Annotated in this window: 17 protein-coding genes, 3 tRNA genes and 1 pseudogene; 16 read left to right on the top strand and 5 right to left on the bottom strand. The window is 56.5% G+C overall.

Annotated elements, in window-relative coordinates:
- Nucleotides 1-114: 114 nt before the first annotated feature.
- A tRNA-Lys gene (locus tag QZL71_RS06300) sits at nt 115-190 on the top strand.
- A 163-nt stretch (nt 191-353) separates the two neighbouring features.
- Here the strand turns inward: QZL71_RS06300 and tnpA are convergent.
- Both tnpA and QZL71_RS06290 read right to left on the bottom strand, forming a co-directional pair.
- A pseudogene (tnpA, locus tag QZL71_RS06295) lies at nt 354-677 on the bottom strand (IS200/IS605 family transposase); the annotation flags it as partial.
- A 430-nt stretch (nt 678-1,107) separates the two neighbouring features.
- A complete protein-coding gene (locus QZL71_RS06290; RefSeq protein WP_294648301.1) occupies nt 1,108-3,369 on the bottom strand; it encodes a glycogen/starch/alpha-glucan phosphorylase in 2,262 nt (753 codons plus the stop codon).
- A gap of 258 nt (nt 3,370-3,627) precedes the next feature.
- Here QZL71_RS06290 and QZL71_RS06285 point away from each other — a divergent pair, with 258 nt between their 5' ends.
- Nucleotides 3,628-4,485, top strand: coding sequence for an AraC family transcriptional regulator (locus QZL71_RS06285; protein ID WP_294648300.1), 858 nt, complete (start codon nt 3,628-3,630; stop codon nt 4,483-4,485).
- Nucleotides 4,486-4,545: 60 nt separating this feature from the next.
- Here QZL71_RS06285 and QZL71_RS06280 read toward each other — a convergent pair whose 3' ends face one another.
- Complete coding sequence (locus QZL71_RS06280) at nt 4,546-5,052, bottom strand: substrate-binding domain-containing protein (protein WP_363912638.1); 507 nt, start codon at nt 5,050-5,052, stop codon at nt 4,546-4,548.
- On the opposite strand from QZL71_RS06280, the gene malQ reads away from it, so the two are divergent.
- From malQ to QZL71_RS06265, 3 genes are all read left to right on the top strand, one after another.
- Entirely contained in the window at nt 4,939-5,850 is a 912-nt protein-coding gene (gene malQ / locus QZL71_RS06275) for a 4-alpha-glucanotransferase (RefSeq protein WP_363912635.1), read from the top strand. The two genes, QZL71_RS06280 and malQ, sit on opposite strands and share 114 nt — an antisense overlap.
- Nucleotides 5,851-6,431: 581 nt before the next feature.
- A complete protein-coding gene (locus tag QZL71_RS06270; protein WP_165852626.1) occupies nt 6,432-7,163 on the top strand; it encodes a GntR family transcriptional regulator in 732 nt (243 codons plus the stop codon).
- A gap of 279 nt (nt 7,164-7,442) precedes the next feature.
- Nucleotides 7,443-8,960 (top strand): sodium/proline symporter, encoded by a 1,518-nt coding sequence (locus QZL71_RS06265; RefSeq protein ID WP_294648299.1) that lies wholly within the window; start codon nt 7,443-7,445, stop codon nt 8,958-8,960.
- A gap of 134 nt (nt 8,961-9,094) precedes the next feature.
- Here QZL71_RS06265 and QZL71_RS06260 read toward each other — a convergent pair whose 3' ends face one another.
- Together QZL71_RS06260 and pckA are read right to left on the bottom strand one after the other, a co-directional pair.
- Nucleotides 9,095-9,757: a helix-turn-helix domain-containing protein gene (locus QZL71_RS06260; protein WP_294648298.1), complete on the bottom strand. Its 663-nt coding sequence runs from the start codon at nt 9,755-9,757 to the stop codon at nt 9,095-9,097.
- 148 nt (nt 9,758-9,905) lie between these two features.
- Nucleotides 9,906-11,510, bottom strand: a complete 1,605-nt coding sequence (gene pckA / locus QZL71_RS06255) for a phosphoenolpyruvate carboxykinase (ATP) (RefSeq protein WP_097774186.1) — start codon at nt 11,508-11,510, stop codon at nt 9,906-9,908.
- Between the two features lie 511 nt (nt 11,511-12,021).
- Between pckA and QZL71_RS06250 the strand changes: the two genes are divergently transcribed.
- The 11 genes from QZL71_RS06250 (at nt 12,022) to QZL71_RS06200 (ending at nt 21,633) form a co-directional block, all read left to right on the top strand.
- Nucleotides 12,022-12,654 (top strand): hypothetical protein, encoded by a 633-nt coding sequence (locus QZL71_RS06250; protein ID WP_097781018.1) that lies wholly within the window; start codon nt 12,022-12,024, stop codon nt 12,652-12,654.
- Nucleotides 12,655-12,742: 88 nt separating this feature from the next.
- Nucleotides 12,743-12,817, top strand: a tRNA-Glu gene (locus QZL71_RS06245).
- 41 nt (nt 12,818-12,858) lie between these two features.
- Nucleotides 12,859-12,935, top strand: a tRNA-Asn gene (locus QZL71_RS06240).
- 319 nt (nt 12,936-13,254) lie between these two features.
- Entirely contained in the window at nt 13,255-14,316 is a 1,062-nt protein-coding gene (trpS, locus tag QZL71_RS06235; RefSeq protein WP_097781017.1) for a tryptophan--tRNA ligase, read from the top strand.
- A 156-nt stretch (nt 14,317-14,472) separates the two neighbouring features.
- A complete protein-coding gene (locus QZL71_RS06230) occupies nt 14,473-15,234 on the top strand; it encodes an SDR family NAD(P)-dependent oxidoreductase (RefSeq protein WP_097774184.1) in 762 nt (253 codons plus the stop codon).
- 317 nt (nt 15,235-15,551) lie between these two features.
- A complete protein-coding gene (locus QZL71_RS06225; RefSeq protein ID WP_005938335.1) occupies nt 15,552-16,361 on the top strand; it encodes a gluconate 5-dehydrogenase in 810 nt (269 codons plus the stop codon).
- Nucleotides 16,362-16,464: 103 nt separating this feature from the next.
- Nucleotides 16,465-16,809 carry a cupin domain-containing protein gene (locus tag QZL71_RS06220; RefSeq protein WP_294648297.1) on the top strand — a complete coding sequence of 115 codons (345 nt, stop codon included), beginning with the start codon at nt 16,465-16,467 and terminating at the stop codon, nt 16,807-16,809.
- 45 nt (nt 16,810-16,854) lie between these two features.
- A complete protein-coding gene (locus QZL71_RS06215) occupies nt 16,855-17,490 on the top strand; it encodes an RpiB/LacA/LacB family sugar-phosphate isomerase (RefSeq protein ID WP_097781014.1) in 636 nt (211 codons plus the stop codon).
- A 12-nt stretch (nt 17,491-17,502) separates the two neighbouring features.
- Nucleotides 17,503-17,910, top strand: coding sequence for a DUF1622 domain-containing protein (locus QZL71_RS06210; protein WP_005938341.1), 408 nt, complete (start codon nt 17,503-17,505; stop codon nt 17,908-17,910).
- A 321-nt stretch (nt 17,911-18,231) separates the two neighbouring features.
- Complete coding sequence (locus QZL71_RS06205; RefSeq protein ID WP_294648296.1) at nt 18,232-19,977, top strand: ammonium transporter; 1,746 nt, start codon at nt 18,232-18,234, stop codon at nt 19,975-19,977.
- 387 nt (nt 19,978-20,364) lie between these two features.
- Nucleotides 20,365-21,633, top strand: coding sequence for a chloride channel protein (locus QZL71_RS06200; RefSeq protein WP_294648295.1), 1,269 nt, complete (start codon nt 20,365-20,367; stop codon nt 21,631-21,633).
- Nucleotides 21,634-21,917 lie beyond the last annotated feature (284 nt).

Below are 21,917 nucleotides of genomic sequence, written 5' to 3'. Positions count from 1 at the left end.
GAACACAGAAGTTAAGCTCACTTGTGCCGAAGATAGTTCGCTGGAAACGGCGCGTGAAAATAGGTAGTCGCCGACTTGAGTTATCAGAATGAAGAAACCGCATTCTGATAATATGCACCTCTAGCTCAGTTGGTAGAGCAACTGACTCTTAATCAGTGGGCCCAGGGTTCGAGTCCCTGGAGGTGCACCAGATATTGAACGTCAAATCGTAAGATTTGACGTTCTTTTTTGTGTAGGAAAGCGACTGCACACTTTCTGCACACCGTTTGCACATTTGCCCGAATCAACGGCGTTTCTGCGCAAGGTTTGCACAGCCTGCTTTCCTTTGCATCCACAAAATATCCTCTGGCTCAGAAATGCCGATTTCCATACTTGTACTTTAAATTCGCGTGTCTGTCGAAAATCATGAGGCTGCTCTTTCCCTTGAGATATCCCATAACGTAAGAAATGCTGTACTTCGGCGAAAAACTTATCAGCATATGGATATGGTCCGGGCAGGCTTCTGCTTCAATTATTTCAATATCCTTTTGCTCGCATAGTTTGCGAAGTATCTGACCAATATCTTTTTTGATTTGGCCATATATCACCATTCTCCGATATTTCGGTGCAAACACTACATGGTATTGACATCTCCATGTCGTATGGCTTAAACTATCTACGTCTTTGTTATTTTTCATTTCAAAGATAAACCTCTCTGTTCCTAGAATGTGGTTGGCAAACCCACACTCTATTCTACAGAGAGGTTTCTCTTTGTCTAGGGCTAAAGCCGTTTTTATTCCGCCAGCTTAGCTGGTGGTTTTTCTTCACTCAAGTTCTTAATAAGTAAAAGACGGGGTGCTGCACAAATGCACAGCACCCCGTCTTTTATTTGTGTTCATCTGCGCCCGGCTTATAGAGCAGCTCCAGATAGGGGTGCTTCCGGATGGCGGCAACCACCTCATCCAGGCGGGTCGCGCAGAAATTCTGGCAGCATAGGGTTTGTGCCGATAGAAATTTTGCGTACAGTAGATTTTGGAAATCTTCTTTGATGCCGCAAATCGTAGGCGGTGCCCATGGTTAGATAGATCTCGTCCTGCGGCAGAAGATCAATAAAATTGCGATAATAAACTATTCGCCCAGATGCCAGATGTCGCGGTTGTACTCGGCAATGGTGCGGTCGGAGGAGAACATGCCCGCTTTGGCAATGTTCACCAGACACTTGCGCCGCCAGCCTTTCGGGTCGCAGGCGTAATCACTGAGGGCCTGCCCCTTGCGCACAACGTAGGCGTTGAAGTCCGGCAGGGTCTGGAACCAGTCTTTATGGATCAGCTCGTTGTGCAGGCGGGTCAGGTTTTCGGCGTGACCGGCGGCCAGCATCTCCGGGCCGGTGAGGAAGTTGATGGCGCGGCGGATGTTGGCATCCCCCTCCACCCACTGGGCGGGGTCGTAGTCGCCCACGGCATAGCGGTGGATGACCTGATCGGAGGTCTGGCCGAAGATATAGATGTTCTCCTCGCCCACCTGCTGGCTGATCTCCACATTGGCACCGTCCATGGTGCCCAGCGTCAGCGCGCCGTTCAGCATGAACTTCATGTTGCCGGTGCCGGAAGCTTCCTTGGAGGCAAGGCTGATCTGCTCGGACAGGTCGCAGGCGGGGATCAGCTTTTCGGCGGCGGTAACGTTGTAGTTCTCCACGAACACCACCTGCAGCCACTTGGACACTTCCGGGTCTGCGGCAATGACCTTGGACAGGGTCAGCAGCGCATGGATGATGTCCTTTGCAATGGTGTAGGCAGGTGCCGCCTTGGCACCGAAGATGCTCACCAGCGGAGCAGCGGGCAGGTGCCCGGCCTTGATCTCGTAGTACTGATGGATGAGGTACAGCAGGTTCAGCTGCTGGCGCTTGTACTCGTGCAGGCGCTTGGACTGGATATCGAACACAGCATCGGTGTTCACGCTCACCTTCTGGGTGCGCAGCAGCCAGTCTGCCAGTGCTTCCTTGTTGGCCTTTTTCACAGCGGTCAGCTGCTCCAGCACAGCTTCGTCGTCAGCAAAAGCCAGCAGCTTTTCCAGCTCGGCGGCATCCTTACGGAAGCCGGAGCCGATGTGCTGTTCCAGCGCGGCGGTCAGGCGGGGGTCGCATTCCAGCAGCCAGCGGCGGAAGGTGATGCCGTTGGTCTTATTGTTGAACTTTTCCGGGTACAGCTCGTAGAAGCCGTGCAGCTCGGATTTTTTCAAAATCTCGGTGTGCAGCGCCGCCACGCCGTTGGTGGAGTGGGTGAAGTGGATGTCCATGTGGGCCATGTGCACCCGGTCGTCCTTGTCGATGATGGCAAGGCTCTCGTCCTTGGTGCGGGTGCGGGCCAGTGCGTCCAGCTTTTCGATAATGGGCATCAGCTGGGGCACCACGGTATCCAGATAGGCGCGGGGCCACTTTTCCAGTGCTTCGGCCAGAATGGTGTGGTTGGTGTAGGCGCAGGTCTTTGTGACGATCTTTACGGCTTCCTCAAATTCGATGCCCTTTTCGCCCAGCAGCCGGATCAGCTCCGGGATGACCATGCTGGGGTGGGTGTCGTTGATCTGGATGGCGGCGTAGTCGGCCAGATCATGGTAATCGCAGCCCCGGGCGGCACACTCAGCCAGAATGAGCTGGGCACCGGCAGAGACCATCAGGTACTGCTGGTACACCCGCAGGCGGCGGCCTGCCTCATCGGAATCGTCCGGGTAGAGGAAGAGGGTCAGGTTCTTGTCGATGGCAGTTTTATCGAAGGCAATGCCGTCGTGGACGATGCTCTCATCGATGGTGTCAAGGTCAAACAGGTTCAGGGTGTTGGTGCGGCCCTCGTAGCCGGTGACCGCCAGCTTGTACAGCCGGGCAGTGTACTCCTTGCCCGCCAGCTCCACCGGGTAGGTGATGTTGGTCTTTTCTGCCCAGCTGTGGGCGGTAAGCCACGGGTCGGGCTTTTCGTTCTGCACGCCGTTCTCAAAGGACTGGTGGAACAGGCCGAAGTGATACCGCAGGCCCACGCCGTCGCCGGGCAGGTTCAGCGTTGCCAGAGAGTCGAGGAAGCAGGCAGCCAGACGGCCCAGACCGCCGTTGCCCAGAGAAGGTTCCGGCTCCACCTCTTCGATATCGGAAAGGCTCTTGCCGACGGCAGCCAGTGCATCGCGGGCTTCATCGTACAGTCCCAGATTGATGAGGTTGTTGGACAGCAGCTTGCCGATGAGAAATTCGGCGCTGATGTAGTACAGCTTGCGGCCGGTGACCGGCTGCACACGGTCGGCGCTCTTCTGCCGGACGAGTTCCAGCAGCGCGAGATACAGCTCCTGATTCGTGCAGTCTGCCAGCGGCTTGCCCGTGAGACCCTGTAACGTTTCGGTAAAGCTCATAAATGCATCCTCCTTTGTTAGGGTGTATCTGAAAAGTCGAAAATTTAGTCTATTTCTACAAGCACAGCCGGATCTTGCGTGAAACAGCCTTGGATCCCGTTTGTGCTTGCGAAATATTCGTCATTTTCTTTGTTTTCAAATACACCTTGCGGAAAACAGGTTTGACATCTGTACTTCCAGATATACCACATAAAACAATCAAAATCTTGCCTAAAAAGCGCAGACTGTGGTACAATCCTATCATCAGGAGGTGAAACAATGCAAAATCAGGCATCTTTGCAGGAGACCAAGCAGCATGGTGCCGTGCGGTTTCCCTTCAATCTGTATCCCTGCACCATTCCGGGGGACTTTCCGCAGGTGGCGCTCCACTGGCAGGAGAGCATGGAGCTGGTCTTTGTCAAGCGGGGCACAGGACTGGTGCAGGTGGGCGCTGAGAGCTGCCCGGCCCGCATGGGGGACATCTTTATTTTTACGCCCGGCACCCTCCATGCCCTGCGGCAGGCCGAGGGGCAGTGCATGGAATACGAAAATATCATTTTTGAGCTGGAGCTTCTGGGCGGCGCAGAGGACCTTTGTGCCGAGAAATATCTGCTTCCGCTGCAAAGCGGGCGCTTGTCGCTGCCTGCGCGGCTGACCCCGAACGATTTGTGCTATCTGCAGGCCGCCGCCTGCCTGCGGGAGGTGGAAGACGCCAACCGTGCCAAGCTCCCCGGCTACGAGCTGCAGGTCAAGGGGGCATTGCTGCGGTTTCTTGCCCTGCTCCTTGCACAGGGCCGGCAGCGGCTTGCCGCCGAGACAGCCGACACCCAGCGGCTGAAAACGCTCCTGCAATGGCTCTCGACCCATTATACCGAGGAACTCCGGGTCGCCGATGCCGCCGGGGTCTGCTCCTTCAGTGCCAGCCACTTCATGCGGTGGTTCCGGCAGATGACCGGGCAGAGCTTTGTGGCCTTTCTGAACGAGTACCGGCTCAACGCCGCCGCCGAAGCGCTGCAGGCCACGGATGAGACGGTTCTGACCATCGCTTCCCGGTGCGGGTTTGAGAACCTCTCCTATTTTAACCGGGCGTTCAAGGCGCACTTCGGCATGACACCCCGGGAGTACCGGAAAAAATAAGCAAAACGAGGCCGTTCTGCCTCTCTGGAAAAGAAAGGGAACGGCCTCGTTTTTTGCACATCAGATCTCCGGCGGCGGGCAGCAGCTCTCCCGTTGGATGAGCTTATGCGGCACAATGATCTTGGTTGCCAGAAGATTCGGGTTTTCGATATGGTTGATGGTCTGGCTGGCCGCTTCCATGCCCAGCTGGTAGGGGTTCACGTCCACGGTGGTCAGCTGCGGGCTGGTGATGCGGGAGAACAGCGAGTTATTGAAGGACACGATGGAAAGGTCTTTCGGGACGCGCAGCCCCAGCTTGCCGCAGAACTGTTCCAGCACCACGGCAAGGATGTCGTCGCTGACCAGCATGGCGGTGGGGCGATCCGGCGCGGTGAACAGGGCCTTCAGCGTTTCTTCGTAAGCATCGTTCAGAGCGTCGATTTCCAGTTCAAGTTCGATGAGCAGTGGCGCAAACTGAAGGCCTACGCCAACAGCAAAGGCATCCGGATCATCGGCGATATCCCCATCTATGTGGCGCTGGATTCGGCGGATGCATGGGCAAACCCGGGGCTGTTCCAGCTGGATCAAGAAAATCTGCCCACGGCGGTGGCGGGCGTTCCTCCGGATGGATTTTCGCCCACCGGTCAGCTCTGGGGCAATCCGCTCTACCGCTGGGAAGCCCACCGCGAAACCGGCTATCAGTGGTGGATCACCCGCCTGTGGTACTGCTTCGAGCTGTACGACGTGGTACGCATCGACCACTTCCGCGGGTTCGATGAGTATTTCTCCATCCCCTACGGCAGCGAGACTGCGGCAGAGGGCCACTGGGAGAAAGGCCCCGGCATCGAGCTGTTCCGTGCCGTGGAGCAGGCATTGGGCAAGCGGGAGATCATTGCGGAGGACCTTGGTTATATGAGCGCGACGGTCCGTCAGCTGGTGCGGGACAGCGGTTTCCCCGGCATGAAGGTGCTGGAATTTGCCTTTGACTCCCGCGACACCGGCAGTGCCAGCGACTATCTGCCCCACAACTACCCGGTGAACAGCGTGGCCTATACCAGCACCCACGACAACGAGACGCTGGTATCGTGGTATCAGACTGTCACCGATGCCGAGCGCGCCATGGTGCGGGACTATCTGTACGACTACGCCACCCCGGAGGAGCGGCTCTATAAAAGCATGATCGCACTGATCCTGCGCAGCGCAGCGGCGACCTGCATCGTTCCCATGCAGGACTGGCTGGGGCTGGACAACTCTGCCCGCATCAACAAACCCTCCACCGTGGGCCAGAACTGGCGCTGGCGGCTGAAAAAGACTCAGCTGACAAAGAAGCTTCAAAAAGAGATCTGCCAGCTGACCACCCGCTACGGCCGGATGAACTGGGCGTGACAGTATCGTGTTCTGGACTTGATTTTGGAAAGTTTATTGCAGAATAGTGGCAGAAATAATACTTATTCAAAAATAAAAATGACAAAGAACAAATAAAAAAGTACAGAATATGGATCGGGACGCGTGACTTTTAATTTTGACAAAAATCAAGAAAGGACTTTGTATAACTTTACAAAACAAGAAAATACGGAGGCAAAAGTTGTTGCAATTTTCGGATTGAAAGAAATAACAGAAAACGCGATACTTTAAGCATCAAAAGGCAAAGACGCTTCGCGAGAGATCGCAAAGCGTCTTTTTTTGTTACCCTGCAAGGCAAGGCGGCTTTGAGGGAGAGATGAAACAGGAAAAGGGGAATGGTCATATCCGGCCGTGCACCCCACTTGGCCGGTGATGGCCACCAGCGGCGCACCGTTCGGATAGGAGTGTGCGAGGCGCACCACAAAAAAGCACGAAGCAGCAATGCTTGGTGCTTTTTCTTTTTGACATGTGCCGCGGGATGCTTTATAATAAGAATGATTTCAGATGTCTGCGGGGCGGTGCGCCCTGCGGTAAAATTACGGCAAGCAAAAAAGGGAACTGCTATGAGAGAAGAAAAGGCCAGCGCATTGCCGCTGCTGCTGGACGTGCGCAGAATGGACGAAAATAACCGGGCTTACGCCTACCGTATGCTGCGCAAAAATATTATGACCTTGCAGCTGCAGCCGGGCTGTCAGCTGAGCGAGGCCGAACTGTGCGAACAGCTGGCCATGAGCCGCACACCGGTACACGAAGCGCTGATGATGCTGAAAAGCGAATGGCTTGTGGATGTTCTGCCGCAGCGCGGCAGCATTGTGTCCAAGATCAGCGTTCCATACCTGAACGAAGGCTTTGCCATGCGCCGCATTCTGGAACCGGCGCTGCTGCGCGGGCTGGCCGGAAAGCTGACAAGGGAACAGTTGAACGAATTTCAGGAACTGCTGAACCGGCAGAACGAAGACCTTTATCTGGATCAGGATGCAGCAGATGACTTCTTCATCTCGCTGGATAACGACTTCCACAGGCTTTTGTACCACGATTCCGGCTACGACCGCATCTGGGAGGCCATGCACAACGTTACTTCCCATATGGACCGTGTGCGGTATCTGGACTCGGCCCTTTGCCGGGGAAATATTGCCTCGGTGCAGAAAGAGCACGAGCAGATCTTTGGCTATCTGCGGGACGGCCTGCCGCTGGACGTGGACGTAGAAGCCCTGTTTGAGCATCACCTTGGCATGTACCGCGAGAATTTCCAGAAGATATTGGAACGGTTCCCGGATTTCTTTGTACGGACATAAACCAAAAAGAGCACCCGCTGCTGACCCTTACAAGGCCATGGCAGGGGGTGCTTTTTTGGTTCAATACGGATACGGCTTTACGCCGGGCTGCGGATATCAATTTACGACGGCAGTGTTTCTGATGGATTTTGCACCAGAAATGCTGCTTTTTCTGTTCAAAACCCGGAAAAACAGAAGTTTGTGCTCTTGAATTGCCCGAAAAGCTTGCAGGAATGCAGGTTTTTGTGGTAATATTTAAGATATGTTCCCGTTGAGGGGAAGAAAGAGAGGGGTAATCAAATGATCAATATCTGCATCATTGCCACCATTGTGATCTATCTGGTGGGAATGCTGCTGGTTGGCTTTGTCTACAGCAAATCCAACGAGGACAGCAGCGATTTCTACCTCGGCGGCCGCACGATGGGCCCGCTGGTCACGGCTATGAGCGCTGAAGCCAGCGATATGTCCAGCTGGCTGCTGATGGGTATGCCGGGCCTTGCATATCTCACCGGCATTGCGTCGCCGGGCTGGACGGCCATCGGCCTTGCTGTGGGCACATGGCTCAACTGGCTCATCGTGGCCCGCCGCCTGCGCCGCTACTCGGCCAATCTGGATGCCATCACGGTGCCGCAGTTCCTTTCCCTGCGGTTCCATGACCAGCGCAACCTGCTCAACGCGCTGGGCGCGGTCATCATCATCGTGTTCTTCATCCCGTACACCGCTTCCGGCTTTGCCGCCTGCGGCAAGCTGTTCAACAGCCTGTTTGGCGTGGATTACATGGCGGCTATGATCCTGTCCGCTGTGGTCATTGTGGGCTACACCATCATGGGCGGCTTCCGCGCTGTGTCTACCACCGACCTGATCCAGTCCGTTGTCATGAGTATGGCGCTGATCGCGGTGCTGGTGTATGGCGTCAACGTGGCAGGCGGCTGGGACGTGGTTCTGGACAACGCCCGCAGCCTGCCCGGCTACCTGACCATGGCTGCAAGCCACAATGCGGCAGACAACACCGCCACCTCCTACAGCCTGCTGGACATCGCGTCCACGCTGGCATGGGGTCTGGGCTACTTCGGCATGCCCCACATCCTGCTGCGCTTCATGGCCATTGAGGACGAAAAGAAGCTGGTGCTCAGCCGCCGCATTGCAAGCGTGTGGGTGGTCATTGCCATGACCGCTTCCATCGTCATCGGCATGGTGGGTCTGGGCATGACCAAGGCGGGCGCGCTGGAGTTCCTGAGCGGCTCTTCCAGCGAGACCCTGATCGTGCGCGTGGCCAGCCTGATCGCCCAGCACGGCGTGCTGGCAGCCATTCTGGCAGGTCTGATCCTTGCCGGCATCCTTGCCGCTACCATGTCCACCGCCGACAGTCAGATGCTGGCAGCGGCCTCCAGCGTATCCCAGAACATCCTGCAGGAGTTCGGCCACATGAAGCTGACCGAGAAGCAGAGCCTGTTCGCTGCCCGCCTGACCATCATCTGCATCAGCGTGGTGGGCGTGGTGCTGGCCCGCGACCCCAACTCCAGCGTGTTCGGCATCGTCAGCTTTGCATGGGCCGGCTTTGGCGGCTCCTTTGGCGCAGTGGTGCTGTGCTCCCTGTTCTGGAAGCGCTGCAACTGGCAGGGCGCTCTGGCCGGTATGCTCTCCGGCGGCCTGATGGTCTTTGTATGGAAGTACATCGTCAGCCCGCTGGGCGGCGTGTTTGGCATCTACGAGCTGCTGCCTGCCTTCCTGATCTCTCTGGTGGTCTGTGTTGTGGTGAGCCTTGTCACCCCGGCACCCTCGGCAGAGATCGAGGCAGAGTTCGACGCTGCCAAGTAAAAACGATTTAAAATGCCCTCCGCTGTGCTCTGGGCATAGCAGCGGAAAATGATTGATCCTTATGCAAAAGAGCAAAGCCGGGGGGCTTTGCTCTTTTGCTTTTTCACGGGTGGGGACGGAGAGGAAAACGGCATTTAATTCAAAAGAATCAGCCATGCTTCGCAGCATGGAAGCAGAAATCCAAAACAGAAAAAGAACAGAAGATCCAGCACGAGCCGCATCAGACGGGTAAGCGGCGTGCCGAAAGACATGGCGTGAATGATAAAAAGATTCACCTCACCCCAGCGCCGGTAGTAACCGGTTTGCTCAAAATTGTTCCAGAGCTCAAGAGATAGAAATTCAAATCCGGCAAACAATGGAAAAATGACCAGGGAGGACATCCAGCCGTCGGCCTGAAGCGAACCATCGCTGAGAGTCCGCCAGTGCACAGCTAATCTGCCTGGACAGGCAAAAATTCCCCACAGGGCAAGTGCAATGCTTAATGCAAGAAGAGCAGTACGCACAGAACGCCAGTCTACAGTGTGCTGGCGGCGCAGCATGGTGAAAAAATCTTCCAGAGGAACGGGAGGAGTGGCATCTTTTTGACGGGAGTCATGACAGTGCATCAGGTCAGCGAGGGTCAGGCCCAGCACATCGGCCAGCGGCTCCAGCGTGTTGATGTCTGGCAGCCCGATGCCGCGTTCCCAGCGGCTGACGGCTTTATCCGTAACGTGAAGCTGCTGAGCCAGTTCGGCCTGCGTCATGTTCCGCTCCCGGCGCACTTGTGCAAGGAATGCACCAAATTCTTTTGCATCCATTCTGCTCACATCCTTTTCCACAGGATAACACAGAAATGTGGAAAACACAACCGACGGAGCGTTTACCTGCCAGTCTGCAAAACAAAAAGGACGTGCTCCCTTGCGGGAACACGTCCTTTTATCGCTTCAGTATCAGGCGGAGATCAGCTTACAGCTGGGGGCCGGCAGAGACCAGAGCCTTGCCGTGCTCGTTGCCCTCGTACTTCTTGAAGTTCTTGATGAAGCGGCTTGCCAGATCCTTGGCCTTCTCTTCCCACTGGGAAGCGTCAGCATAGGTGTCGCGAGGATCCAGAATGCCGGTGTCCACGCCGTTCAGCACGGTGGGAACCTCGAAGTCGAAGTAGGGGATCTTCTTGGTGGGCACATTGTTGATGTCGCCGTTCAGGATGGCGTCGATGATGCCGCGGGTATCCTTGATGGAGATGCGCTTGCCGGTGCCGTTCCAGCCGGTGTTGACCAGATAAGCCTTGGCGCCGCTCTTCTGCATCTTCTTGACCAGCTCCTCAGCATACTTGGTGGGGTGCAGCTCCAGGAAGGCCTGGCCGAAGCATGCAGAGAAGGTGGGGGTGGGCTCGGTGATGCCGCGCTCGGTGCCTGCCAGCTTTGCAGTGAAGCCGGACAGGAAGTAGTACTGGGTCTGCTCGGGGCTCAGGATGGAGACCGGGGGCAGAACGCCGAATGCGTCAGCAGACAGGAAGATGACGTTCTTTGCAGCGGGTGCAGAAGAAATGGGGCGGACGATGTTCTTGATGTGGTTGATGGGGTAGGACACACGGGTGTTCTCGGTAACGCTCTTATCAGCGAAATCGATGTGGCCCTCAGCATCCAGAGTGACGTTCTCCAGCAGAGCGTTGCGCTTGATGGCGTTGTAGATATCGGGCTCGGAGTCCTTATCCAGGTTGATGACCTTTGCGTAGCAGCCGCCCTCGAAGTTGAACACGCCGTTGTCGTCCCAGCCGTGCTCGTCATCGCCGATCAGCAGACGCTTGGGATCGGTGGACAGGGTGGTCTTGCCGGTGCCGGACAGACCGAAGAAGATGGCGGTGTTCTCGCCGTTCAGGTCGGTGTTGGCAGAGCAGTGCATGGAAGCCATGCCCTTCAGCGGCAGGAAGTAGTTCATCATGGAGAACATGCCCTTCTTCATCTCGCCGCCGTACCAGGTGTTCACGATGACCTGCTCCTTGCTGGTGATGTTGAACACAACAGCAGTCTCAGAGTTCAGGCCCAGCTCCTTGTAGTTCTCAACCTTGGCCTTAGATGCGTTGTAGACAACGAAATCGGGCTCAAAGTTCTCCAGCTCCTCAGCGGTGGGCTTGATGAACATGTTGGTGACGAAGTGTGCCTGCCATGCAACTTCCATGACAAAGCGGATGGCCATGCGGGTATCCTTGTTGGCACCGCAGAATGCATCCACCACGTACAGGCGCTTGTTGGACAGCTCCTTCTGAGCAATAGCCTTCACAGCAGCCCATGCTTCCTGAGAAGCGGGGTGGTTGTCGTTCTTGTACTCGTCGGAAGTCCACCACACGGTGTCCTTGGAGTTCTCGTCCATAACGATGAACTTGTCCTTGGGAGAACGGCCGGTGTAGATGCCGGTCATAACGTTCACAGCACCCAGCTCGCTGACCTGGCCCTTTTCGTAGCCTTCCAGACCGGGCTTGGTCTCTTCCTCGAACAGCTGCTCGTAGGAGGGGTTGTACACGATCTCAGTCGTGCCGGTAATGCCATACTTGGTAAGATCCAACTTTGCCATATTCGCTATACCTCTACTTTCGTTTGATCCATACGTCCTGTATAGGGCACAGCATTTCCCGGCGGGCCGGGCGCTGCGCAGAAGGCTTGCAGTTTGTAAATGCAAATTCTCCTGTATACCATTATACATAAAAGTATCCCGAAATCAATAAACGAATCGTGCTATTTGCAGAAAAGAAACAAATTTCATTAAGAAATTTAACTGCCTGAAACAATTTCAGGAAACAAAAGCAGGGGGCGAAACCTGAAAAAATAAGGTGGAAAGGCAGAAAAACAATTTTTTGATAAAATTTTGACGAGCTGGGATGCATGAAAAACCGAGCACAAAAACGGCCCTTCCCGCAAAACGGCGCGGCAGGGAAGAACGGAACAGGATCCACAGCCCGATTTGTGCAAAATTTACGAGATTTTGACGATTTTTATGACAAAGAAGCTTTGCCTGTGGTATACTGTATCTGACAAAAGGACAGCCCCGCTTTTTCTGTGTGCTACATATAAAAAGGAAAAAGATCATGAAGACCATCTACATCCTGCTCACCCGGTCGGGTACCCTGCTTTCAAACCTTGTTTACGCTGTTACCGGTGCAAATTATACCCACGCTTCGCTGGCTTTTGACGAAGACCTGAGCTGCCTGTACAGCTCTACCCGCAAAAACGGCTATACCATGTTCCCGGCAGGGCCCAGCAGGGAATACCTGAACCGGGGTGTGTTCCGTCTGCGGGAGAACGTGCCCTGCGCACTGTATGCGCTGGATGTGAGCGATGAAGCCTACACCCGTGCCCGCCGCCGTGCCGAGCACATGATGGCCCACGGCAGCCTTTACCAGTTCAACGTTATCGGTCTTGCGCTCTGCGGGATGCATATCCGTTGGAAGCGCCGCCGGCACTATTTCTGCTCCCAGTTCGTCAGCGAGGTGCTGGAAAAGAGCGGTGCCATGGAGCTGCCCAAGCACAGCACCCTGATGCACCCGAACGACTACACCCGGCTGGAAGAGCTGCGGTGCGTATACAAGGGTACACTGGCCGGCCTGCCGCAGCGCCAGCAGATGGAATTTGACCAGAACGATACGGTGATCAGCGTATATCTGGGGCTGGCGCTGGGCCTGTTCCACACCGGCGCAGCCCGGGTGCGGAAGATTTTTTGAAAAAATTGAATTTTTGTGTTGACAAAGCAGGCGTGCTATGCTAAAATAGCCAAGTCGGGAGCGAACACCCGATGCAAAATGGACGTATGGCCCGTTGGTCAAGCGGTTAAGACAGAGGCCTCTCACGCCTTTAACATCGGTTCGATTCCGGTACGGGTCACCATTTTATAGTAGTAAAACGGTCATGTGCCGTTTTATATAGATGCCTCTTTAGCTCAGTCGGTTAGAGCACCTGACTGTTAATCAGGGTGTCGCCTGTTCGAGTCAGGCAAGAGGCGCCAGCAAAGCGATGGAAGTTTTCCATCGCTTTTTTCTTTTTCTCCGGCCGCTTTTGTTGACAGAAAATGCGAGGCGGGATATACTTAAAATAATAAGCGAAACAAGAGGAAACGCCTTCCGTCATTGCCTGCGGCAATGCCACTGCTCCCCTTTTTGTCACTTGCGTGACATCTTCCCCCGGCCGGGGGAAGTCTTTCTCATTGAGGGAGGCTTTGGCAAAACCGGAAACTTTGCCGCACCGCCAAAGGCCCCATCTCAGAGGGGGCTGGAACGGCGTAAGCCGTGACTGGGGGAGTTTGCCCTTTGAAAAAGGAGAACATCATGAAAAAGATCATTCTGACCGGCGACCGCCCCACCGGCCGCCTGCATGTGGGCCACTATGTCGGTTCCCTGAAGGAGCGGGTGCGCCTGCAGAACTCCGGCGAGTACGATGAGATTTACGTTATGATCGCCGATGCACAGGCCCTGACCGATAACGCCGACAACCCGGAAAAGGTGCGCCAGAACATCCTGCAGGTGGCGCTGGATTATCTGGCCTGCGGCATCGACCCCGCCAAGACCCATATTTTCATCCAGTCCATGGTGCCGGAATTGACTGAGCTGAGCTTCTACTATATGAACCTCGTCACCGTGAGCCGCCTGCAGCGCAACCCCACCGTCAAGAGCGAGATCCATATGCGCAACTTTGAGACCAGCATCCCGGTGGGCTTCTTCTGCTACCCCATCAGTCAGGCTGCGGACATCACCGCCTTCCACGCCACCACCGTGCCTGCCGGTGAGGACCAGAAGCCCATGATCGAGCAGTGCTGCGAGATCGTGCGCAAATTCAACGCTGTTTACGGCGATACCCTGACTGAGCCGGAGATCGTGCTGCCCCAGAACGCCGCCTGCCTGCGCCTGCCCGGCACCGACGGCAAGGCCAAGATGAGCAAGAGCCTCGGCAACTGCATCTACCTGTCCGAGGAACCGGAGGACATCAAAAAGAAGGTCATGTCCATGTACACCGACCCCAATCACCTGCGGGTGCAGGACCCCGGCAAGGTGGAGGGCAACCCGGTGTTCATCTATCTGGACGCCTTCTGCCGCCCGGAGCACTTTGCCGAGTTCTGGCCGGAATACCAGAACCTCGACGAGGTGAAGGCGCACTACCAGCGCGGCGGTCTGGGCGATGTGAAGGTGAAAAAGTTCCTGAACAGCGTCATGCAGGCCGAACTGGAGCCCATCCGCACCCGCCGCAAGGAGTGGGAACAGCGCCTGCCCGAGGTGGTGGAGATCCTGAAGGAGGGCAGCGCTTATGCCGAAAAGACTGCCGCCGCCACGCTGGCCGAGGTGCGCAAGTCCATGCGGATCGATTACTTCGACAACGACAACCTGTTGAAATAAAATCTATGAGAGTGTCCGGGATGCCGCAGGTGTTCCGGACACTCTTTTTATAGTTTACGAAAATTGCATAGAAAATGCGGTCAAACTGTGTTAAAATAGGGGCAATAAGTACAAAAAGCCCCCGCTCTGGGGGCGAGAGGAAAAAGGAAAATCACCATGCAAAAGACCATCTGGATCACTGGCGCAAGCTCCGGCATCGGGCAGGAGTTTGCACGCCGCTATGCAAAGCTGGGCTGCCGGCTCATCCTGACCGCCCGCCGCACCGACCGGCTGGAAGCGCTGGCCGCAAAACTGGGCACGCCCTGCCGCATCCTGCCTGCCGATCTTGCAAAGGAAGAGGACTGCCAGCGCCTTTTCAAGGAGCTGGAGGGGGAGACCATTGATATCTTTATCAACAACGCGGGCTTTGGCGTGTGCGGCAGCTATCTGGAGACCGACGACGCCCGGGAAGAGGAAATGATCCGGGTGAATGTGGAAGCCATGGCGCGGCTGTTCCGCTTTGCGGTGCGCAGGATGCACGCGGCAGGCGGCGGCACCATCCTGAACGTGGCGTCCTCGGCGGGGCTGCTGCCCGGCGGGCCTTATATGGCGGGCTACTATGCCAGCAAGGCCTATGTGGTCAGCCTGACCCGGGGCGTTGCCCGGGAGCTGCAGGAGCTGCACAGCCCGGTCTACGTGTGTGCGCTCTGCCCGGGGCCGGTGGATACCGAGTTCAACGACCGGGCGGGGGTGGTGTTTGCCCTCAAGGGCATTACGCCGGAGTTCTGCGTACAGGAAGCCATGCACGGCATGATGCACCGCAGGACCATCATCGTGCCCTCAGCCTTTATGCGGGCATGCACCACGGCGCAGAAGCTGCTGCCTGCCTCCCTGCTGATGCCCATTGTGGCACGGCAGCAGAAAAAGAAGCTGGGATGATATTCTGGATGGCTTAAGATGGCTCTTGTCAACAAGCCCAAATTTTTCTGCCGAAATTGTGCGCACCGCTAATGGCTGAAACCGTGTATACAAGAAAAAACCGGTTTTTTGCAGCTTTGCACGACTTTTCACGAAAAAATTTCCCGGAAAATTAAAAATACAGCAAAAATGCAGAAGAAAATGCCTTGACAGAGCCCAAAAAGAATGTTACCCTGTATACAAGAAGGATGCTAAAACCGAGAGTTCAGCTTTGGGCATCCTGCAAGGCAAGAACGGGGTTTCCCCGCAAAGGAACAATTTGATTGGAGGACTCTATTATGGCACAGTGCACTCCCAAATCTTTTGATCTGACCGGCAAGGTCGCGCTGATCACCGGCGCATCTTATGGCATCGGCATGGCGATTGCAAAGGCAATGGCAGCCAATGGCGCTACCATCGTGTTCAACGACATCAAGCAGGAGCTGGTGGATAAGGGCATCGCTGCTTACACAGAAGCAGGCATCAAGGCTCACGGCTACGTCTGCGACGTGACCGATGAGGATGCCGTCAACGCCATGGTGGCAAAGATCACCGAGGAAGTTGGCCACATCAACATTCTGGTCAACAACGCCGGTATCATCAAGCGCATCCCCATGACCGAAATGAGCGCTGCTCAGTTCCGTCAGGTCATCGATGTTGACCTGAATGCTCCCTTCATCGTGGCAAAGGCCATCATCCCCGACATGATCGCACAGGGCGGCGGCAAGATCATCAACATCTGCTCCATGATGAGCGAGCTGGGCCGTGAGACCGTCTCCGCCTACGCTGCAGCCAAGGGCGGCCTGAAGATGCTCACCAAGAACATCGCTTCTGAGTACGGCGCATACAACATCCAGTGCAACGGCATTGGACCCGGCTACATCGCTACCCCGCAGACCGCACCTCTGCGCGAGATCCAGCCCGACGGCAGCCGTCATCCCTTCGACCAGTTCATCGTTGCCAAGACCCCCGCAGGCCGCTGGGGCGAGGCAGAGGATCTGGGCGGACCTGCTGTCTTCCTGGCATCCGAGGCTTCTGACTTTGTCAATGGCCTGATCCTGTACGTCGATGGCGGCATTCTGGCTTACATCGGCAAGCAGCCCCAGTAATGGCTGAGGATATCCCAAAGGACTGAGCACGGCGGCAGCCGGGCAGGCTTTGCCTGCTGGCTGCCGCTTTTTGTGTTTGTATGGGAAAGGATGTTGTGTTATAATGGAAAAACAGCATAAAGACGTAGTATGGGTGCCCCATGCCGAAATCGAGCCGGAGGTGTGCGGCAAGGGCGTAAAGCGCCGCATTCTGGCCTACAGCAAGGATGCCATGTGCGTGGAAAATACCTTTGAGACCGGCGGTGTGGGTGCCATGCACTGCCACCCGCACACGCAGGTCACCTACATCGTCTCCGGCCGCTACCGCTTTACCATCGGCGACGAGACCCGCGAGGTGGGCCCCGGCGACACCCTGCTCAAGCAGGACGGCGTGATGCACGGCTGTGTGTGTCTGGAAGGCGGCGTGATGCTGGACTTCTTTACCCCCATGCGCGAGGACTTTGTATAACACCTGCATCTGCAGGAGAAGATCATAAAAGGAGAAGAAACTACTATGAAGATTGCACTCATCAACGAGAACAGTCAGGCCGCCAAGAATGGCATCATTGAAGCTGCCCTGAAAAAGGTGGTGGAGCCCATGGGCCACGAGGTGGTCAACTACGGCATGTACGCTGCCGACGATGCTGCCCAGCTGACCTATGTGCAGTGCGGCATTCTGGCTGCCATCCTGCTGAACAGCGGCGCAGCCGATTACGTCATCACCGGCTGCGGCACCGGCGAGGGTGCCATGCTGGCCCTGAACAGCTTCCCCGGCGTGATCTGCGGACATGTGGAGGACCCTGTGGATGCCTACACCTTTGCCCACGTGAACGACGGCAACGCCGTTGCCATGCCGTTTGCCAAGGGCTTCGGCTGGGGCGGTGAGCTGAACCTTGAGTACTGCTTCGAGAAACTGTTCGGCTTCGGCCACGGTCAGGGCTACCCCAAGGAGCGCGTGGAGCCTGAGCAGCGCAACAAGAAAATTCTGGACGGTGTGCGTGCCGCTACCTTCAAGCCGCTGATCGAGTGCCTGAAGAGCATCGATCAGGACCTGCTGAAGGGCGCTGTGGCCGGTGCAAAGTTCAGCGAGCTGTTCTTTGCTTCCTGCAAGGACGAGGAGCTGGCAGCATACGTCAAGACGCTGCTGTAAGAGGATGCTGCTATGGGCTGGCTTTATCATCTGAACGCAGGCATTACCCATGGACTGGAAGGCTTTCTGGAGACCGCAGTGCCCATGATCGCGGGCCTTGCCGAAGTGATCGGTCTGTTTATCATCGTCACCAGTCTTATCAAGGCCACCTACCACTATGTGCGGGCGACCTTCTTCCATGACCACCATGATTTCCACCACGAGATGAGCAGCGGCCTGACCACGGCGCTGGAATTCCTGATGTCGGCGGAGATCGCAAAGACCTTCCTTTTGCAGAATCTGGAGTCGGTGGTGCCGCTGGCTGCCACCTTTGCGCTGCGCGCCATGATGAGCCTGATGCTGCACTGGGAAATGCAGGGCGGACACCGCTCCGGCCGCAAAAAAGCAGAAAACGACACAGAAACGGAAAAGAATGACTAGTGCGCAGCTGAAAACAGAGTTTTGCCAAACTTTTGCCGTGATAACTTTCTTTGCGTTGTGAAAAACGTAAAACCTTGACATGAGCCCTTGACACTTTTGCACAAAGGGACTATACTCTTGCCATCGAAAGCAAAGGCGCTGACGGAATTGATTCCGCCAGCGCCTTTTGTGTTTTCGGGGATATTGCCGCTCGGGGGAAGATAGAGGGTCTCCTGAGTGCAAATGAAGCGTTCCTGCGTGCGATCGGCACGGGGAACACCGCACACGCCAAAAGGTTCTGGTGGCCTTGCGGCATCACATTCGTGGGAGGTATGAAAAGTTATGTTCAGCTCCATCAACACCTGTTGGACGCTGGTTGCAGCGTTCCTTGTCTACTTCATGCAGGCGGGCTTCGCCTTGTGCGAAGCCGGTTTCACCCGTGCCAAGAACACCGGTAATATTCTGATGAAGAATATGATGGACTTCTGCATCGGCACCCCGTGCTACTGGATCATCGGCTTTGGCCTGATGTTCGGCGGCACCGGCGCACTGATCGGCGGCTTCGACCCGTTCATTCAGGGCGATTACAGCCATCTGGGTCTGGATATCCCGCTGTGGGTCTACATCGTGTTCCAGACCGTGTTCTGCGCAACGGCTGCCACCATCGTTTCCGGCTCCATGGCCGAGCGCACCAACTTCAAGGCTTACTGCGTTTATTCTGCTGCGATCTCGCTGGTGGTCTACCCCATCTGCGGCCACTGGATGTGGGGCGGCGGCTGGCTGCAGAGCATGGGCTTCCATGACTTTGCAGGCTCCGCAGCAGTCCACAACGTGGGCGGCGTCATCGCTCTGCTGGGCGCATGGATGCTGGGTCCCCGCATCGGCAAGTACGACAAGAACGGCAAGCCTCACGCCATTCCCGGCCACAACCTGACCGCCGGTGCTCTGGGCGTGTTCATCCTGTGGTTCTGCTGGTTCGGCTTCAACGGCGGTTCTTCTCTGAGCCTTGCCACCGACGAGGCCATGACCATGACCGGTCTGGTCTGCTTCAATACCAACCTTGCTGCAGCCGTTGCCACCTGTGTGACCATGATCTTCACCTGGCTGCGCTACGGAAAGCCCGATGTCTCCATGACCCTGAACGGTTCTCTGGCCGGTCTGGTGGCGATCACTGCAGGCTGCGATACCGTTTCTCCCTTCGGCGCATTCTTCATCGGCTTTGTGGCCGGCTTGCTCGTTGTTCTGAGCGTTGAGTTTTTCGATAACATCGCCAAGGTGGATGACCCTGTTGGTGCAGTTTCCGTCCACTTTGCAAACGGCGTGTGGGGCACCATTGCGGTGGGCCTGTTCTCCACCGGTGCCAACACCGAGCACGCAGGTCTCTTCTACGGCGGCGGTCTGGCACAGCTGGGCACCCAGCTGCTGGGCCTCGTTACCGTTGACATCTATGTTGTGGTGGTGATGTTCGTCATCTTCAAGCTCATCGATAAGTTCATCGGCCTGCGCGTTCCCGCAGAGGTGGAGATCGACGGTCTGGATATCCACGAGCATGGTCTGGCATCCGCTTACGCTGGTTTCTCCATCTCCGATGCAAACTCTGCTGCCATGGTGCCCAACGAGAACACCGACCTCGGCGAGGACGATGTGACCAAGGCCACCGACAAGCAGATCAGCGCTGCCGTTCCTGTGGTGCGCGAGCCTTCGCCCGTGATCCACGATGGCGTGTACGACACCGGCATGCACAAGGTGTCCATCATTGCAAAGCTTTCCAAGTTCGATCAGCTCAAGACTGCCCTCAACGATCTGGGCGTTACCGGCATGACCGTCACGCAGGTAATGGGCTGCGGCATCCAGAAGGGCACTTCCGAAAAGTACCGCGGCGTGCCTGTGGATACCACCCTGCTGCCCAAGATCAAGGTGGAGGTGATCGTCTCCAAGATCAGCGTGGATGCTGTGGTGGAGGCCGCCAAGAAGGCACTGTACACCGGACACATCGGCGACGGCAAGATCTTTGTGTACAACGTGACCCGCGTGGTCAAGATCCGCACCGGCGAAGAGGACTTTGCCGCCCTGCAGGATGTGGAGTAAAGCTCCAAAATTCTAACAGCTGTCCCGCTGCGGTGCAGGCGCACCGGCACGACACCGGCCCTGTGCAGCAGTGTGATATTTGCGTTTGCGTCAGCAACGAAAGCTTCAGTGGAGCTTTCGAGCGGCCAAATGGTCTGCGAAAGCAGATGGAGGGGCCTCGCCCCGACAAATGCCCGTTGTTCTCCTTTTTCCTTTTTTCTGATCCGACTCAAAAGCCCCGCTTCTGCGCACAAAGAAGCGGGGCTTTTGGCATTTGTTTTACCGGGTATGTAAAAGTTGTATAATATCCTTTGCCGTTCTTTGGTTGACATTGATAGAAAAACATGTTATGTTTTGGCGCATATAGACAAAATCAGATCGAAAATAAGAGAGGTGCGGGGAAGAAACATGTGGAAAATAAAGGAATGGTTCCTGCATTATAAGGAAGCGATCCGGGTCTCGCTGCTGGCGCTGTTCCGGTGGACGCTTCTGGCTGTGTGCACCGGCGTGCTGTGCGGCGGCATCGGAACGCTGTTCCATCTGGCAGTGGAATGGGTGACCGAGCAGCGCACGGAGCAGGTCTGGCTGCTATGGCTCCTGCCTGCGGCGGGCATCGCCATCACGGCTCTGTATAAGGTGACGGGCTGTGTCGGCAAGGGCACCAACGATGTGCTGCGGGCCGTGCAGGACGGCAGCTCGGTGACGCCGTGGCTGGTCCCGGCCATCTTTCTGGGCACTGTGCTCACCCATCTGTGCGGCGGCTCGGCCGGCCGCGAGGGCGCAGCGCTGCAGATGGGCGGCAGCATCGGCTGGAATATCGGCCGGGTGCTGCACTTCAACAATCATGACTGCCGCACGGCTACCGTGTGCGGCATGGCGGCATTTTTTTCGGCGCTGTTCGGTACACCGCTGACCGCGACCCTGTTTGCGATGATGGTGGTGGATGTGGGTCTGATGCTGACCGTGGCCTTCGTGCCGGGCTTTCTGGCGGCGCTCATTGCATACAGCATCTCGCTGAAGGCCGGCGTTGCGCCCACACGTTTTGTGATGGAAGCGCCGCCGCTGGATGCCCGGACGGTGGTGCGCACCGCCGTGCTGGCCATGTGCTGCGCGGTGGTGGCGGTGATTTTCTGCCAGATGCTGCACTTTTTTGAGCATGAGATCCCCAAACTGCTGCCGAATCCGTGGGTGCGGGCTGCTGCAGGCGGTGCGGCTGTGGTGGCGCTGTCCTACCTGATGGGGGTGGGCCGCTATAACGGTGCCGGCATGGATGTCATTATGGATGCCGTTGAGCTGGAGCAGGCTCTGCCGTGGGACTTTGTGTGCAAAATGGTGCTTACGGTGCTGACCCTGAGCGTGGGCTTCAAGGGCGGCGAAGTGGTGCCGAGCTTTTACATCGGGGCAACGTTTGGCTGCGTGGTGGGGCCGCTGCTGGGGCTCCCGGCGGGCTTTTCTGCTGCAGTGGGTCTGGTGTGCGTGTTCTGCGGGGCGACCAATACGCTGGTGGCTTCCATTGTACTGGCGGCTGAGCTGTTCAGCGGGGCCGGGTTTGAGCTGATGGCTCTGGCCTGCGGCCTGAGCTATATGTTCTCCGGCTATCACAGCCTGTATTCCAGTCAGGGATTCCGCACCAGCAAGCTTTTTTCGGAATTCCTGCAGCCGAAGGAAGAAAAATGAAGAAAAAATTTCATGGCTGCGTCTCTTGATTTTTTCGGCGGGACGTGCTACAATCAGCGTAGTTTCATCCTGTAAAAGCGATGATGCGGACAAACTGAGTTCCCGTTTCTCCATGACCCAGAGAGGGCTGCCCCGCAAGGGTGCTGCAAGCAGCCTGCCATGTGCCGGAGCTCTACCACCGCAGAGCGCAGAGGAGAACCTCTGCCGGGTGCGCCCGTTACAGCACAGCGAGTGGCGCGCAGAAAAGCACGCAATTCGGGTGGAACCGTGGAACGTTTCTGATT

The organism is uncultured Faecalibacterium sp. (assembly GCF_900066275.1).
Classification (GTDB): Bacteria; Bacillota; Clostridia; order Oscillospirales; family Ruminococcaceae; genus Faecalibacterium; species Faecalibacterium taiwanense.
Note: the sequence above shows the minus strand (reverse complement) of the source record. Positions and strands in the feature narration are given on the sequence as shown.